Raw genomic sequence first — 15,768 nt, forward strand, 5'->3', positions numbered from 1 at the left:
TGACCCGAGGTCCGACTTACGGTTGCAGCACCAGATCCCTGGTTCGGCGATGAACGGAGAGACCGATGCGGATCACGGTAGACGGCAAATCCGGCGGGCTACGCGTGCGGATGCGGTTCGAACAGCAGCGCAATCGCTGGCTCGCGGTGCGAATCATGTTGGGGGTATTGGCATTTCAGGGCGCAGTCGTCGGACTGTGGGCGGTCTTGGCGCCGCATTCCTGGTACGCCAGCTTTCCCGGCTTCGGCATGCAGTGGATTTCCGCGGACGGCCCGTACAACCACCATCTGGCCTCCGATGTCGGCTCGTTCTTTCTGGCGCTGACCGCGGTGACACTGGCCGCGCTATTCCTCGGCGGCAGCGCACTCGCCCAGGTCGCGGGCCTCGGCTGGCTGGTCTTCGGCCTTCCGCACCTGATCTATCACGCCTTCCACAAACCCGCCGAGATGGGCGGGGCCAGCTTCGCCCTCAGCGTCATCGGTGCGGCGCTGATCGTCGCGCTCGGTCTGGCCCTGATCCTGGTGACCCCGCGAGGGCCACAGCTGCGCGATCCCGCCCCGATCACCTTCCAACGCCCCCGCCGCCGTACCAACCGCTAGACCGCCGAAACAGTAACGCCCCACAGCGCATGCTGTGGGGCGTTCTCCGTGCGAAGTGGGCGCGTTCAGGACGCGTGCCAACCTCCGACCTCGGTCAAATGGCCGAGGGCCCGCACAACGGCCGGCGCACACAGGTGTCCGTCGTCCGGTCCGAGCCACGCCATCTCGGCGATCTCCGCCGCCGGAGCCGGCGTGCCGTGACCGGGCGCGCGGAAGCAGTGCATCTCGACCAGCGTTCCGGGACGCCCGTGGGCGGGGGCAGTAATCGTCACCACGGGCGTAATCCGGTGCGCCTCCAATTCGACGCCGACTTCCTCGCGCACCTCCCGAACGAGCGCTCCCGCCAGAGTTTCTCCGGGTTCGGGCTTGCCGCCCGGCAGATAGAAGGCGTCGCGTCCCTCGGTTCGGACCGCGAGTAAGCGGCCGTTCTCGACGCACAGCCACGCCACCGACGTGAGCATTCGTTCCCCGATCATGGTCCGGCTGACCCTTTCGAGCGACCTGCAAGCAAACGCTACAGACGACTGGTCAGTCCTTCAACGCTTCGAGCAACGCCGCACGCTGGCGGGCGCCGAGTCCACCGATGCGGCGGTCCTCGGGAATCTCCGCCTGGTCCATCAGTTTGGCCGCCTTGACCGGTCCGACACCGGGCAGCGCCTTGATCACGGCAGCAACCTTGGTCTTCTTGACCAGGTCATCGCTGTCCGCCTTCTTCAACAGGTCGGCGACCGAAACCTTGCCGGCCTTCACCTTGCCGATAAGTTCGGAGCGCGCCTTGCGGACCGCAGCCGCCTTGGCCAACGCCTCAGTGCGCTGTTCCGCGGTCATGGTAGGCAGTGCCATGTCTCCTCCGCTTTCACTCGTCACTCGAACATCTGGTTGACCGGACCGAGTAAACAGCACGACGAGCACCACACAAGCTCGACACACCGGGTTCGAACAGCGAGAAATAGCGACAAGTTTTCTGAAACACCGCCGCCCCACCGGGCTGAAGACCCATGCGGACCAGGCGAAAAGGACAAAAGGAAGCCACAAAGCCGCGGAGGCGGTAACACACGAAGGGTTTCTGGCGACACCAAAAGCAGACGCACAAGTGCGGGACAGAAGGTTCAACGGCGAACCAGGGAGTCAATGGCGATTCCGAATCCGGGCGCGATCGGGCGGCACAGTGATGTGACAAGCGGTCGTCACCGTATCCCATATCACTAGCGCGCCAACAAGATAACCGGCGGGGGAGCCCGTTCGGTGCGCAATACAGTTCGACGAGTGCTGGCGCGGGGGGCCATCTGCGCCAGTACGTCTGCCCAGCCAACGGGATTCCATGTCACGCGATCACCGGGCACTGCTACGCTCCGAATTAGAACACGTTTCAATTCGTGAGAGGTTTCCATGGCAGCCAAGATCCGCGATGTGATCGAGCAGTACGTGAAGTTGGTCGGTTCCGGCCCGACCGAGGCGATCGTCGACCTCTACGCACCCGACGCGGTGGTGGAGGATCCGATCGGCACCGAACCCAAGCGCGGGCACGACGCCATTCGCGAGTTCTACGAGGTGCTCGGAAACCTCGATCGGGAAACCGAGCTGCGCACGGATTCGGTTCGAATCGCAGGCAACCACGCCGCCTTCATGTTCACCCTCGTCACCAAATTCGGCGATCAGCGCTTCACCCTCTCACCCATCGATGCGATGGACTTCGACGACGAGGGCAAGATCGTTGCCATGCGCGCCTACTGGAGCCAGGACGATATGCGCAACGAAGCGTCCTGAGTCGACACAGACCGCGGGTGCGGCAACCGAATTCGGTTGCCGCACCCGCGTTTTCGATGATCAGGCGCTCGCGCGAGCCGACCCGAGCGGTTTCGGCCGCGCGACCGCGGCGAGACTCGGGATGACGTCGAAGACCGCGGCATGACCCGCGACCTCGAGTAGCCGATCCACGCAGCGCGGACCCGTGATCAACTGGAGTCGACGGCCGCTGTGGCCGAACCAGGATCGGGCCTCCATCAACACTCGCAGACCGGCGACGCCGAAGAACGTCACCTGCGATAGGTCGATAACCACCACCGCGCCCGCCGTCGGCAGTGCCTCTAGCAGAGACTGCCGAAGGGCGTCGGCCGTCAGGTAGTCCATCTCGCCGCCCACGGCACACAAGGTGACCGAATCCACCGGCTGCGACACGACTACGCACAGACAATCGGCGGACCGCTTCGGTCCGGATCCGTCCACGGCAGCGATACGTTGATCTGAGGAAACTAGAACTGTCGACATGAGGACCTCGGTCCGTCGCATCCGCCGGAGAAACCTCGTCGGCGGGAACTTTTCGCCCTGACCACCTAGGGACCAGGACTGGGCTGGTTACTCAACCGTGACCTAGGAGTACCCCAACCGGCAGGCAGCTACACATCGGACTAGTTCGAGCGCGATCGCCGCAGCATCGCGTAGTAGCAGTGCCACTGCAGGTAATCCCCCTGGCACTCCCGCGTGAAGACGTTTACCAGCTCCCACCCGAAATGCTCATCGAGCCATTCGACGCAGGTCGTCACAAGCGAGAGGATCCCCTGGTAGTCGGGGATCGCCGTATTTGCGATCCTTGCGGACTCCCTAGGGGTATCGGCGTAAACCACAAGGTACCTGCGCTGATACGTGCGCATATCGACGGTGCCGTTGAGAATCGCGGCGGCATCCAGCAGCGCGCCCGGGCCAGCCGGAAGCAACGGAGGTGGCGGTTGCATTCAGTCTGACCCGGTCCGCGTAACTGCTACGCCGACTTCTCCCGGCGCTCGGCGCGCTGCGCCTTGCGCGGCACGATGGTCGGCAGCACATTGTCGTTGACGGTGTCGGCGTTCACGACCACCTTGGCGACGTCATCGCGGCTGGGGATGTCGAACATCGCCAACTGCAGGACCTCCTCCATGATGGCGCGCAGACCGCGGGCGCCGGTGCCGCGCAGGATTGCCTGATCGGCGATCGCCTCCAGCGCGTCATCGGTGAACTCCAGGTCCACGCCGTCCATCTCGAACAACCGCACATACTGCTTCACCAGTGCGTTCTTCGGCTCGGAGAGGATCTTGACCAACGAGTCCTTGTCCAGGTTCGTCACCGAGGCGACGACCGGGAGGCGGCCGATGAATTCCGGGATCAGACCGAATTTGATCAGATCCTCCGGCATCACCTCGGCGAAGTGGTCATCGGTATCGATCTCGGCCTTGGACCGCACCTCGGCACCGAAGCCGATACCGCGGTGTCCGGTGCGATCGGAGATGATCTTCTCCAGCCCCGCGAACGCACCCGCAACGATGAAAAGCACGTTGGTGGTGTCGATCTGGATGAATTCCTGGTGCGGATGCTTGCGCCCGCCCTGCGGCGGCACGCTCGCCTGCGTACCCTCCAGGATCTTCAGCAGCGCCTGCTGCACACCCTCACCGGAGACATCCCGGGTGATCGACGGATTCTCGCTCTTGCGGGCGATCTTGTCGACCTCATCGATGTAGATGATCCCGGTCTCGGCTCGCTTGACGTCGTAGTCCGCGGCCTGGATCAGCTTCAGCAGGATGTTCTCCACATCCTCACCGACATATCCGGCCTCGGTCAGCGCCGTCGCGTCGGCGATGGCGAACGGCACGTTGAGCATCTTGGCCAGCGTCTGCGCCAAGTAGGTCTTACCGCAGCCGGTGGGACCGAGCATGAGGATGTTGGACTTGGCCAGTTCGACGGTCTCGCCGCGGCTGTCGCGACCCTTGTCGCCCGCCTGGATGCGCTTGTAGTGGTTGTAGACGGCCACCGCGAGGGTGCGCTTGGCGGTGTCCTGCCCGATCACGTAGTTCTCCAGGAAATCTCGGATCTCGGCAGGTTTGGGCAGCTCATCGAGTTTGACCTCGCTGGACTCGGCCAGCTCTTCCTCGATGATCTCGTTGCATAGATCGATGCACTCGTCGCAGATGTACACCCCTGGTCCCGCAATGAGCTTCTTGACCTGCTTCTGGCTCTTTCCGCAGAACGAGCACTTCAGCAGATCGCCGCCATCTCCGATGCGCGCCATCTCGTGGGTCCCTACTTCCTTGTCCGCGTGCAACCGTCTATCCAGGTTGCCAGCAATCCGCCACCCTCGGGTGTAATCACGAACACCTCGAGCGATTCCGACGGTTCGAGCACTGCCGTCAACCGGGAGCAAAGGTCCCTAGGTCGACCGTACCCGGTGTGTGCGACGGAGGTCGACAACTCGAGCATGTTTCTCACGGGGGTCGTCCGAGTTCTCACCACTATGGAACACGTTCACCCCGATCGACGGCCATTCGACACTCCTGGCCGCCCGCCTCGGAAACCCTTCCGCCCGACACCCTTCCGGCCGGTCAGCTTCCCTGAAGCAGTCCGGCCGGGGCACATGCCGAGCGGCATGTGGCCCGGCCGGATTTTCCTGACATAGAGCAACTTACGAGCGATCGGCGCGCCGCGTCCGGCGCGTCCGCCCTACTTCTGGGCGCTGAGCTTGCGGTAATCGAAGACCGTGTCGATGATCCCGTATTCCTTGGCGTCCTCGGCCGTCAGGATCTTGTCGCGGTCGGTGTCCTTGCGGATGGTGTCCGCATCCTTACCGGTGTGGCGCGCCAGCGTGGTCTCCATCAGGCGACGCATGCGTTCGATCTCGGCGGCCTGGATCTCCAGGTCCGAAACCTGCCCCTGGATGCCACCCTCCAGCGACGGCTGGTGGATCAGCACGCGGGCGTTGGGCAGGCAGGCACGCTTGCCGGGGGTACCGGCCGCGAGCAGCACGGCCGCGGCGGAAGCGGCCTGACCCAGGCAGACGGTGGCCACATCGGCACGCACGTACTGCATGGTGTCGTAGATCGCCATCAGCGAGGTGAACGAACCACCGGGCGAGTTGATGTACATGGTGATGTCGCGATCGGGATCCAGCGACTCCAGCACCAGCAGCTGCGCCATGATGTCGTTGGCCGAGGCGTCGTCGACCTGCACGCCGAGGAAGATGATGCGCTCCTCGAACAGCTTGTTGTACGGGTTGGACTCCTTGACACCGAAGCTCGAGTGCTCGATGAACGAAGGCAGGATGTAGCGCGACTGCGGGCTCGCCGGGGCGGTGCCGCCGAGGCCGGCGCGCGGGTCGAACAGATTGGCCATCTTCGTCTCCAAAGTCGTTGAGGGGGAACGGGGCAGCTCGACAGTTGCTAGTTACCCGCGCCGTTCGCCTGCGCCGCGTGGGTGATCACGCGGTCGATGAAGCCGTACTCGAGGGCCTGCTGCGCGGTGAACCAGCGGTCACGGTCGGCGTCGATGGTGACCTGCTCGATCGGCTTGCCGGTGTGCAGCGACTGCAGCTCGTTGAGCTCACGCTTGGTGTGCGCGAACTGCTCGGCCATGATCGCGATATCGGCCGCGGAACCACCGATACCCGCCGACGGCTGGTGCATCATGATGCGCGCATGCGGCAGGGCGTACCGCTTGCCCTTGGTGCCGGCGGTGAGCAGGAACTGACCCATCGATGCGGCCAAGCCCATGCCGTATGTGGCGATATCGCACTCGGCGAACTGCATGGTGTCGTAGATGGCCATGCCCGCGGTCACCGAACCACCGGGCGAGTTGATGTAGAGCGCGATGTCGCGGGTGGGGTCCTCCGCCGTGAGCAGCAGGATCTGCGCGCACAGTTTGTTGGCGATGTCGTCGTCGACCTGAGTGCCGAGGAAGATGATGCGCTCACGCAGCAGGCGCTCGTACACCGAATCACTGAGGTTCAGACCAGCAGTCGCGGATGTCATGACGACCCCTGCCTTGTTCATTGTCACGGATACCTGCCTTCTCTTACCGGCTCGTTGCTGATACCGAACAGCCATCTCTGGTTCGCTTGTCACAAACATTAACGAAGCCGGGCGGCACCGAACTCCCGGTACCGCCCGTCTTCGCTCACAGCGCAATCACCAAACCACACACGTCCAGATCACGCTGCTCCTCCATGGAATTATTCGGCGCTCGCGGTGGTGGCCTCTTCGGTGCCCTCCGGCTCGGAACCCTCAGGGGCGCCGAACATTTCGGCGGTGTCCACAGCGTTGCCGTCGGAGTCGGTGACCTTCACCTTGCCGACCACACCGGCCAGCGCCTTACCGCGACGCACATCCGCGAAGACCGCGCCGAGCTGGCCCGCCTGCTGCACCTGCTGGATGAACTGCTCGGGCGAGAGGCCGTAGCGCTGCGCCTGGAACAGGATCCGCTCGGTGAGCTCCTCCTGGCCGACCTGGGTGTTGTCCGCCTCGGCGATGGCGTCCAGCAGCAGCTGGGTCTTCACCGACTTCTCGGCGGACTCCTTGGTGTCCTTGTCGAATTCCTCGCGGCTGGAACCCTGGGCCTCGAGCGCCTCGGCGAGCTTGGCCTCGTCGTGGTCGAAGCCGTGCACGGCATCGTGCACCACGGCGTCGATCTCGGCCTGCACGACCGCCTCCGGCAGCGGCACCTCGACCTGCTCGAGCAGGGTCTCGAGCACCTTGTCGCGAATCTGACCGGCCTGCTCGACCTTCTTGACGCGCTCGACCCGGTTGCGCAGGTCTTCTTTCAGCTCGTCGAGGGTGTCGAATTCGCTGGCCAGCTGGGCGAAGTCGTCATCGGCCTCGGGCAGCTCGCGCTCCTTGACCGAGCGCACGGTGACGGTGATGACCGCCTCCTTGCCCGCGTGCTCACCGGCGACCAGGGTCGAGGTGAACTCCTTGGCCTCGTCGACCGAAAGCCCGTTGAGCGCCTCGTCCAGGCCCTCGATCAGCTGACCGGAGCCGACCTCGTGGGACAGGCCGGTAGTGGCCGCCTCCGGCACGTCCTCGCCGTCGACGGTGGCCGACAGATCGATGGAGACGAAGTCGCCGTCCTGGACCGGACGCTCGACGCCGGTCAGGGTGCCGAAGCGCTGGCGCAGCGACTGCAGCTGCTCCTCGATGTCCTCGTCACCGATGGTGAACGAGTCGACGGTCACCTCGATGCCGTCGTAGGCGGGCAGGACGATCTCCGGGCGCACGTCGACCTCGGCCGTGAACGCCAGCTCCTGACCGTCCTCGATCTTGGTGATCTCGATCTCGGGCTGGCCGATGACCTTGACCTCGGAGGTGGTGACGGCCTCGCTGTAGCGACCGGGCAGCACGTCGTTGACGACCTGCTCGAGGATCGCGCCGCGGCCCAGGCGGGCCTCGATGAGCTTGGCCGGGGCCTTGCCCGGACGGAAGCCGGGGATGCGGACCTGGTTGGCCAGCGCCTTGTAGGCCTTGTCGAAGTCCGGCTTCAGCTCCTCGAAAGGCACCTCGACGTTGATCCGGACCCGGGTCGGGCTCAGCTGCTCGACGGTGCTCTTCACGGACATGCTCCTTGTTCGTTGGTTCTGGTCGACTTGCTTGTGGCCGACTTGCTGGGGGTAATCACGAGCGAAATCGCCGCACGGCTCAACGTGCGTATCTCGACCAGGTTAGTTGACCCGTCGCGGCGGGCTGCAAGCAGCACCACCGCCGCGGGCTGCGCGTTGCGATTACTTGCCGACGCCGACCGCGTCGGTGACGAAGACCAGCGTTTCATTGGGCTTGATGCCGTTGCCGCCCGCGCCGTAACCGAGGTTCGGCGGGATGATCAGCAGCCGCCGCGCACCCGCCTGCACGCCGACCAGCCCCTGCTCCCAACCCGGAATGACCTGTCCAGCGCCGAGCGTCAACTGGAAGGGCTTGCCGCGGTCGAACGAGCTGTCCAGCTTCTTCTTATCCGACCAGGTGATCAGCGTGTAGTTCATGGTGAGCGGCTGACCTGCGACCGCACCGGGACCGCTGCCCGGAACGAGATCCTTGACGAGGAGCTGGGTCGGCGGGGTGCAGGTGTCCGGAATGGTGATCTTCGGCGTCGCGCCGAAACCGCCGACCACCACGATGTCGTCGGTGGTGCATTCGGCGCCGGTGTTCTGCGCGGGCAGCTGACCGAAGGTGGGCTGCGCCGATGCCGCGGCGGCCGATGAGGTGTGGGCAGACGTGGTGGCGGAGGAGCCCTTGTCATCGTCCGAGCCACATGCGGCCAGCGCGAATGTCGCCGCGGCGATGGTGCCGATACCGATGATCCTGCGCAGTGTTTGCATGCGGCGGACCATAATCCACCGCGACCGGCTCGGCCCAACCACCCGCCGATAGTGCGACGACGGATGGCACCGGATCGGGTGACCTCCGGCACCAGACGGACCCGTCGTGGACGCGAGACCGTGAGAACCGATTGGCGCGCGCCCGCGTAGGTAGGCTGGCTGTGAATTCTCCATCCGGCGTTATCAATCGACGTCGGCAACCGCGCAGGACCCGGTAATCGGCGGTCCCTCCAGGTGCCGCCGCTGATGCCCGAGTGTGAGGAGAGTCGAGCATGACCCAGGTAGCCAGCGCCGGGGGCGATACCTCGGCCGACAATGTCGAAAGCGGCGACGGCGCGACCGTCGCACCCCGGCCGTATCAGCTCGCGGAGGCGCCGGGCCCGCTCGATCGCGCGGAACTGGAATCACTCGACGCGTGGTGGCGGGCCGCGAATTATCTGGCGGTCGGCCAGATCTATCTGATGAACAATCCGCTGCTGCGCGAACCGCTGCTGGCCGAACACATCAAGCCGCGGCTGCTCGGACATTTCGGCACCGTGCCCGGCCTGAATCTGGTCTGGGTACACGCCAATCGGGCGATTCGGCAGCGTGATCTCGATGCGGTCTTCGTGGCCGGGCCAGGACACGGCGGACCGGGGCCGAACGCCTGTGCGTGGCTGGAGGGGACGTACTCCGAGCTGTACAGCCATGTGCCGCGGGACGAGACCGGGATGGGCGCGCTGTTCGCCCAGTTCTCCTTTCCGGGCGGGGTGCCGAGTCACTGTGCGCCGGAGACGCCCGGTTCCTTCCACGAGGGTGGTGAGCTGGGCTATTCACTGCTGCACGCGTTCGGGGCGGCACTGGATAATCCGGATCTGACGGTGTTCTGCGTGGTCGGCGACGGTGAGGCGGAGACCGGGCCGCTGGCCACCAGCTGGCATGCCGATAAATTCCTCAACCCGGCGCGCGACGGTGCGGTGCTGCCGATTCTCGCGTTGAATCAGTACAAGATCGCCAATCCGACCATCCTGGCACGCATTTCGGAATCCGAATTGCTGATGCTGATGCGCGGATACGGCTATGAGCCGATCGTCGTCGCGGGCAGCGATCCCGCGAACGTGCACCAGGAAATGGCCATTGCTGTCGACACCGCCCTGGATCGCATCGCGGAGATTCAGCGGACCGCACGCGCGGGGACCGATGGGGTGCGCCCGAGCTGGCCGATGATCGTGCTGCGCACGCCGAAAGGATGGACCTGCCCGCCGGTGGTGGACGGCAATCCGGTTGAAGGCACCTTCCGAGCGCATCAGGTGCCGTTGGCGGCCGCGCGTACCGATGACGGACATCGGGCCGTGCTCGAACAGTGGTTGCGGTCGTATCAGCCGGAGGAGCTCTTCGACGAGTCGGGCAGGCCGGTCCCGGCGCTGCTCGACCTGGTACCCAACGGCGATCGGCGGATGAGCGCGAATCCAATTGCCAACGGGGGCATGCTCGTTCGGGATCTACGGCTGCCCGATTGGCGGCCCTACGGCGTCGAGGTGCGTGAGCCGGGCGCGACACAGCACGAGGCAACCCGGGTGCTCGGCGCGTGGCTGCGCGATGTCACCGCGCGCAACGCGGACAACTTCCTGACCTTCGCCCCCGACGAATTGGCGAGCAATCGGCTGCAGGACATTCTGCAGGTCACCGGTCGTAACTGGCAGGCCGAAATCGGCGAATTCGATGTGGATCTCGACCGCACCGGACGGGTGATCGAAGTGCTGTCCGAGCATATGTGCCAGGGGCTGCTCGAGGGATATCTGCTGACCGGCAGGCACGGGGTGTTCACCTGCTACGAGGCCTTCATCCACATCATCGACGCGATGTTCAATCAGCACGCCAAATGGCTGGACGCGAGTGCGGCGGTGCCGTGGCGGCGACCCATCGCTAGCCTGAATTACCTGCTGTCATCACATGTTTGGCGACAGGACCACAATGGCTTCACCCATCAGGATCCCGGATTTCTCGATGTCGTGCTGAACAAGAAGCCATCGATCGTGCGGGTGTATCTGCCACCGGACGCGAATACGCTGCTGTCGACCTACGATCACTGTCTGCGTTCACGGCATTACGTCAATGTGGTGGTCGCCGGGAAACAGCCGCAGGCGGACTGGCTTTCGGTTTCCGATGCCGCGGTGCACTGCGCGCGCGGTGCCGGAATCTGGGGCTGGGCCGGACAGAACGACGATCTCGGCACCACGCCCGATGTCGTGCTCGCCTGCGCCGGAGATGTGCCGACACTGGAAACGCTCGCGGCGGCGGCGATTCTGCGTGTACGTCTGCCGGAACTGCGGATGCGAGTGGTGAATGTGGTCGACCTGATGCGGCTGCAACCATCGGACGAACATCCACATGGCCTGTCCGACAGCGAGTTCGACACGCTGTTCACCCGGGACCGTCCGGTGATATTCGCATTCCACGGGTACCCGTGGCTGATCCACCGACTCACCTACCAGCGCACCAACCACAGCGAGCTGCACGTGCGCGGATACAAGGAAAAGGGCACCACCACAACACCTTTCGATATGGTGATGCTCAACGATCTGGACCGGTACCACCTGGTTATGGATGTGATCGACCGGGTTCCGGCGCTGCGGGAGAAGGCGGCAGGGCTGCGCCAGGAGATGGTCGACGCTCGCTGGAATGCCCGCGCCTGGACTCGCGAACACGGCGAGGACATTCCGGCGGTCGCCGAATGGACCTGGCCGAACCTCAGTCTCTGATAAGCCCCGCGAAACTTCCTTGCGTGCGGTGTGCGGCTCGGCGACGATCGCAAGATGCTGTTGACGATCACCTGCACACCACCGGAGGGTGCGGCATGGCCCGCGACCGATCTCGGCTTCTTGCTGCACAAGAACCCGGACCGGGTGCAGGCGTTCGAGCAGTCCTATGGCACCGCGCATGTGGTGTACCCGGAGGCGAGCGCGGCGCGGTGTACGGCGGCGCTGCTGTTGGAGGTGGATCCGATTCGGTTGGTGCGCGGGCGATCGCGCAGCACACCGGATTTCAGTCTCGGGCAGTATGTCAACGATCGGCCGTATGCCGCGTCATCGCTGCTGTCGGTGGCACTCGGCGCGGTATTCCGCACGGCACTGCACGGACGTTGCGATCAGCGGCCCGAGTTGGCGCAGACGGCACTGCCCTTGCGAATCGTGTTGCCGGCGGTGCCGTGCAAGGGCGGACCGGAGGCGGCCGAGCGGGTCTTCGCGCCGCTCGGCTGGACCGTGATCGCCGAACCACTCCTCCTCGATCCGGCCTTTCCGGAGTGGGGCGATTCGCATTATGTGCGACTGGAGCTCGCCGGAACCATCCGCCTTGCCGACGCCCTCGCACACCTGTATGTCCTGCTGCCGGTACTCGACGGTGCCAAGCACTACTGGTTGGCCGCCGACGAAGTCGACAAACTCATTCGCGCGGGGGCCGGGTGGCTGGCCGAGCATCCGGAACGCGGCTGGATCACGCGGCGCTACCTGGCGCGACGTCAGTCGCTGGTGCGGACGGCGCTGGCGCGGCTGGCCGAGGTGGACGATGTGGAGGCCGAGGAGCTCGATGCGGTCGAGGAGGGGGGCGACGAGGCGCTGGACCCGACTGACAGCGGGGCGGTCGCAGCCGATTGGTCGGGCAGTGGACCCGAGGCCGTGGGCAATAACGCCGGACCCGGTGTACCGGCAGCGACCCGGTCGACCGAGATCTCGGCGGCAGAGGCCGCGACCGTAGACGCCACGGCCTCGGAAGCCACGTCGGCTGCCGAGCCAGCGGCGACCGAGGGCGAAGATCGGGCACCGTCGTTGGCGGTCATGCGAAGGGCCGAGGTGCTGGCGGCGCTGCGGGGCGCCGGGGCGCATCGGGTGCTCGATCTCGGCTGCGGCGAGGGGGCATTGTTGCGGGAACTACTGGCCGACAAGGCTTTTACCGAAGTCGTCGGTGTCGACGTATCGATGCGTGCCTTGAACATCACCAAGCGGCGGTTGCGGCTGGATCGGATGCCGGAGCGAGTCGCGCAGCGTTTGACGTTGCTGCAGGGTGCGTTGACGTACACCGATGCGCGGTTGCGTGGATACGACGCTGCCGTGCTGATGGAGGTTGTCGAGCACGTCGACGAGCCGCGGTTGGGTGCGCTCGAATACTCGGTATTCGGCTCGGCCGCACCGGGTTCCGTAGTAGTGACGACGCCGAATGCCGAGCACAATGTGGTGTACGAGACGCTGCCCGCCGGCAAGTTCCGGCACTCCGATCACCGCTTCGAATGGACCCGTGCGGAATTCGCGGACTGGGCCTCTCGCGTGGCCGAACAGTATGGCTACGCGGTGCGCTTCGGGCCCGTCGGTGTCGAACATCCCGAATTCGGCCCACCCACGCAACTGGCCCTGTTCACCAAGGCCACAACCGACAGCAGTACGAGAGGAGCCGCGTGATGACCGAGCTATCCGTCCCGGAGCTCTCCCTCGTCGTGCTGATCGGCAGTACCGGATCCGGTAAATCGACGTTCGCGCGCAAGCACTTTCGGCATACCGCGATCGTCTCCTCGGATGCCTGTCGCGGCATTGTCAGCGACGACGAGAACGATCAGTCCTCGACGCCGGACGCTTTCGCACTGCTGCACCACATCGCCGGTATCCGGCTGCGGCGCGGCCTGCGGACCGTCATCGACGCCACCAATGTGCAGCCCAAGGCGCGTCAGGAACTGATCGCGGTCGCGCGAGCCCACGACGTGCTGCCGGTGGCGATCGTGCTCGACGTGTCCGATGACGTGTGCTTCGAACGCAATACGCAACGTCCCGACCGGGCGCACCTGGCCAGGCACGTGGTGTCACGGCAGCAGCGCGAACTGCGCCGCGGCCTGCGCGGTCTGGAACGCGAGGGCTTCCGGAAGGTGTACATACTGCGCGGTGTCGAGGAGATCGAGTCGGCGACCATTGTCGACGAAAGGGCCTGGAACGATAAGCGTGAACTCACCGGACCGTTCGATGTGATCGGCGACGTGCACGGCTGCCGCGCCGAATTGGAGACACTGCTCGGCGAACTCGGCTACGAACTGGCGCGCGACGACGCGGGCCGGGCTGTCGGCGCGAGTCACCCGGGCGGGCGCACCGCGGTATTCGTCGGCGATCTGGTCGATCGCGGACCGGATACCCCTGGTGTGCTCCGACTCGTCATGGGGATGGTGCGCGCGGGAACGGCGTTGTGTGTCACCGGAAATCACGAGAACAAGCTGGTACGCGCACTCGACGGCAAGAAGGTGCGCATCGCGCACGGCCTCGCGGAATCGCTGGCCCAGCTGGAGACCGAGGACGAGGATTTCCGCAAGGCGGCGCTGGACTTCTGTCGCGGGCTGATCAGCCACTACGTGCTCGACGGCGGCCGCCTCGTAGTCGCGCACGCGGGGCTCAAGGAGGAGTATCACGGGCGTGCGTCGGGCCGGGTGCGCGCCTTCGCGATGTACGGCGAATCCACCGGGGAGACAGATGAATACGGTCTGCCGGTGCGTTATCCGTGGGCCGAGGATTACCGCGGCCGCGCCACCGTGCTGTACGGCCACACGCCGGTGACCGATCTGCGCTGGGTGAACAACACACTCTGCCTGGACACCGGTGTCGTCTTCGGCGGCGAGCTCTCAGCCCTGCGGTATCCGGAGCGCGTGCCGGTTTCGGTTCCGGCCGAACGGGTTTGGTACGAGCCGGTGCGTCCGCTGCAGGCCACCACAATGGCGACGCCCGGCGGGGTAACGCACCGCGATCCCGGCGTGCTCGATCTCGACGATGTGATGGGCCGCCGTGTAGTGGAGACCCGTCAGCACGGCCGCGTCGGCGTGCAGGAGGAAAACGCCGGGGCCGCACTGGAAGTGATGAGCCGCTTCGCCATCGATCCGCGCTGGCTGGTGTACCTGCCGCCGACCATGGCGCCGTGTGCCACCACCCAACTGGACGGCCACCTCGAACATCCCGCCGAGGCCTTCGACTACTACCGGTCGGAGGGTGTGCGACGCGTGGTGTGCGAGGAGAAGCACATGGGCTCGCGCGCAATCGTCCTCGTGACACGCTCAGCGCAGGCCGCGGCCGATCGGTTCGGCGTCGACGACGGCAGCACCGGTGCGCTCTACACCCGCACCGGGCGTCCGTTCTTCGACGACGCCGCGCAGACCGAGGAGCTGCTCGCCCGGGTGCGGGCCGCGGCCGAAACAGCGGGCCTGTTCGAGGAACTGAATACCGAATGGCTGCTGCTCGATGCCGAACTGATGCCGTGGTCGGCCAAGGCCGTTGGCCTGCTGCGCAATCAGTATGCCGCTGTCGGTACGGCGGCCCGTGCCGCACTCGGCACCGCGACCGATCTCCTGACTGCTGTCGCGGCCCGGGGCTTGGACGTCACCGATCTCGCGGAACGCACCGCCGCACGCAAGACCGACGCGATGGCCTTCACCACCGCCTACGGCCGGTACTGCTGGCCGGTGGACGGCCTAGCCGGTCTACGGATCGCGCCGTTCCAGATCCTGGCCGGTGCGGGCATCAATTACGCGGTGCGCGACCATGATTGGCACCTGTCGACGATCGACCGGCTGGTCGCCGCGGACGCCGACCTGTTCACCCCGACCGGCCGAAGGATCGTCGATCTGACCGACCCGGACAGCGAAGCCGCCGCAACCAGCTGGTGGACCGAGCTGACCACGGCGGGCGGCGAGGGCATGGTGGTGAAGCCGTACGACGCGATGGTCCGCAGCGACGGCGACCACCTGGTCCAGCCGGGCGTGAAATGCCGAGGCCCCGAATACCTCCGGATCATCTACGGTCCGGAGTACCTGCGCGAGGACAACCTACGCAGGTTGCGCACCCGAGGTCTGGGCCGCAAGCGCTCGATGGCGCTGCGCGAGTACGCACTGGGTCTGGAAGCGCTGGACCGTTTCGTCGCAGGCGAACCGCTGTGGCGCGTGCACGAAGCGGTGTTCGCGGTCCTCGCCCTGGAGTCGGAGCCGGTCGACCCGCGCCTCTGAAGGGTCACGCCCGCGGCCGGTACCTGACCATCGCCCGGCCACCCGGCCGTGGGCGGATCCTT

14 protein-coding genes are annotated in these 15,768 nt (G+C 65.6%); 5 read left to right on the plus strand and 9 right to left on the minus strand.

Translation table 11 applies throughout. The features are described from left to right. The first annotated feature begins 65 nt into the window (after positions 1-65). The gene (locus ACQPZ2_RS36065) at positions 66-599 is read left to right on the plus strand and encodes a hypothetical protein (protein ID WP_433522500.1); all 534 of its coding nucleotides are present in this window, start codon (positions 66-68) and stop codon (positions 597-599) included. 65 nt (positions 600-664) lie between these two features. Here the strand turns inward: ACQPZ2_RS36065 and ACQPZ2_RS36070 are convergent, their stop codons facing one another. Together ACQPZ2_RS36070 and mihF are read right to left on the minus strand one after the other, a co-directional pair. Further along, positions 665-1,075, minus strand: coding sequence for an NUDIX hydrolase (locus ACQPZ2_RS36070; protein WP_433522501.1), 411 nt, complete (start codon positions 1,073-1,075; stop codon positions 665-667). Between the two features lie 52 nt (positions 1,076-1,127). Further along, positions 1,128-1,442, minus strand: a complete 315-nt coding sequence (gene mihF / locus ACQPZ2_RS36075) for an integration host factor, actinobacterial type (protein WP_040687687.1) — start codon at positions 1,440-1,442, stop codon at positions 1,128-1,130. A 546-nt stretch (positions 1,443-1,988) separates the two neighbouring features. Here mihF and ACQPZ2_RS36080 point away from each other — a divergent pair. Next, positions 1,989-2,366 (plus strand): nuclear transport factor 2 family protein, encoded by a 378-nt coding sequence (locus ACQPZ2_RS36080; RefSeq protein ID WP_433522502.1) that lies wholly within the window; start codon positions 1,989-1,991, stop codon positions 2,364-2,366. Between the two features lie 60 nt (positions 2,367-2,426). Here the strand turns inward: ACQPZ2_RS36080 and ACQPZ2_RS36085 are convergent, their stop codons facing one another. The 7 genes from ACQPZ2_RS36085 to ACQPZ2_RS36115 form a co-directional block, all read right to left on the minus strand. Continuing rightward, positions 2,427-2,825 (minus strand): STAS domain-containing protein, encoded by a 399-nt coding sequence (locus tag ACQPZ2_RS36085; protein ID WP_433527617.1) that lies wholly within the window; start codon positions 2,823-2,825, stop codon positions 2,427-2,429. A gap of 182 nt (positions 2,826-3,007) precedes the next feature. Then, a complete protein-coding gene (locus ACQPZ2_RS36090) occupies positions 3,008-3,331 on the minus strand; it encodes a hypothetical protein (RefSeq protein ID WP_433522503.1) in 324 nt (107 codons plus the stop codon). 26 nt (positions 3,332-3,357) lie between these two features. Continuing rightward, positions 3,358-4,638: an ATP-dependent Clp protease ATP-binding subunit ClpX gene (gene clpX / locus ACQPZ2_RS36095; RefSeq protein ID WP_063044679.1), complete on the minus strand. Its 1,281-nt coding sequence runs from the start codon at positions 4,636-4,638 to the stop codon at positions 3,358-3,360. A gap of 428 nt (positions 4,639-5,066) precedes the next feature. After that, complete coding sequence (locus ACQPZ2_RS36100; protein WP_063044696.1) at positions 5,067-5,735, minus strand: ATP-dependent Clp protease proteolytic subunit; 669 nt, start codon at positions 5,733-5,735, stop codon at positions 5,067-5,069. Between the two features lie 47 nt (positions 5,736-5,782). Further along, positions 5,783-6,391 carry an ATP-dependent Clp protease proteolytic subunit gene (locus ACQPZ2_RS36105; RefSeq protein WP_084509095.1) on the minus strand — a complete coding sequence of 203 codons (609 nt, stop codon included), beginning with the start codon at positions 6,389-6,391 and terminating at the stop codon, positions 5,783-5,785. A 179-nt stretch (positions 6,392-6,570) separates the two neighbouring features. Then, a complete protein-coding gene (tig, locus tag ACQPZ2_RS36110; protein ID WP_433522504.1) occupies positions 6,571-7,944 on the minus strand; it encodes a trigger factor in 1,374 nt (457 codons plus the stop codon). 168 nt (positions 7,945-8,112) lie between these two features. Next, complete coding sequence (locus ACQPZ2_RS36115) at positions 8,113-8,703, minus strand: FKBP-type peptidyl-prolyl cis-trans isomerase (RefSeq protein WP_433522505.1); 591 nt, start codon at positions 8,701-8,703, stop codon at positions 8,113-8,115. 272 nt (positions 8,704-8,975) lie between these two features. Here ACQPZ2_RS36115 and ACQPZ2_RS36120 point away from each other — a divergent pair, with 272 nt between their 5' ends. From ACQPZ2_RS36120 to ACQPZ2_RS36130, 3 genes are read left to right on the plus strand one after another with little or no spacing between them, the layout of a single operon-like run. Continuing rightward, positions 8,976-11,444 carry a phosphoketolase family protein gene (locus ACQPZ2_RS36120; protein ID WP_433522506.1) on the plus strand — a complete coding sequence of 823 codons (2,469 nt, stop codon included), beginning with the start codon at positions 8,976-8,978 and terminating at the stop codon, positions 11,442-11,444. A gap of 54 nt (positions 11,445-11,498) precedes the next feature. Beyond that, positions 11,499-13,136 (plus strand): 3' terminal RNA ribose 2'-O-methyltransferase Hen1, encoded by a 1,638-nt coding sequence (locus tag ACQPZ2_RS36125; protein ID WP_433522507.1) that lies wholly within the window; start codon positions 11,499-11,501, stop codon positions 13,134-13,136. After that, a complete protein-coding gene (locus tag ACQPZ2_RS36130; protein ID WP_433522508.1) occupies positions 13,136-15,706 on the plus strand; it encodes a polynucleotide kinase-phosphatase in 2,571 nt (856 codons plus the stop codon). The genes ACQPZ2_RS36125 and ACQPZ2_RS36130 overlap by 1 nt, the downstream gene beginning before the upstream one ends. Positions 15,707-15,768: the final 62 nt, after the last annotated feature.

The organism is Nocardia pseudovaccinii, from assembly GCF_050942345.1.
Taxonomy (GTDB): Bacteria; Actinomycetota; Actinomycetes; order Mycobacteriales; family Mycobacteriaceae; genus Nocardia; species Nocardia pseudovaccinii.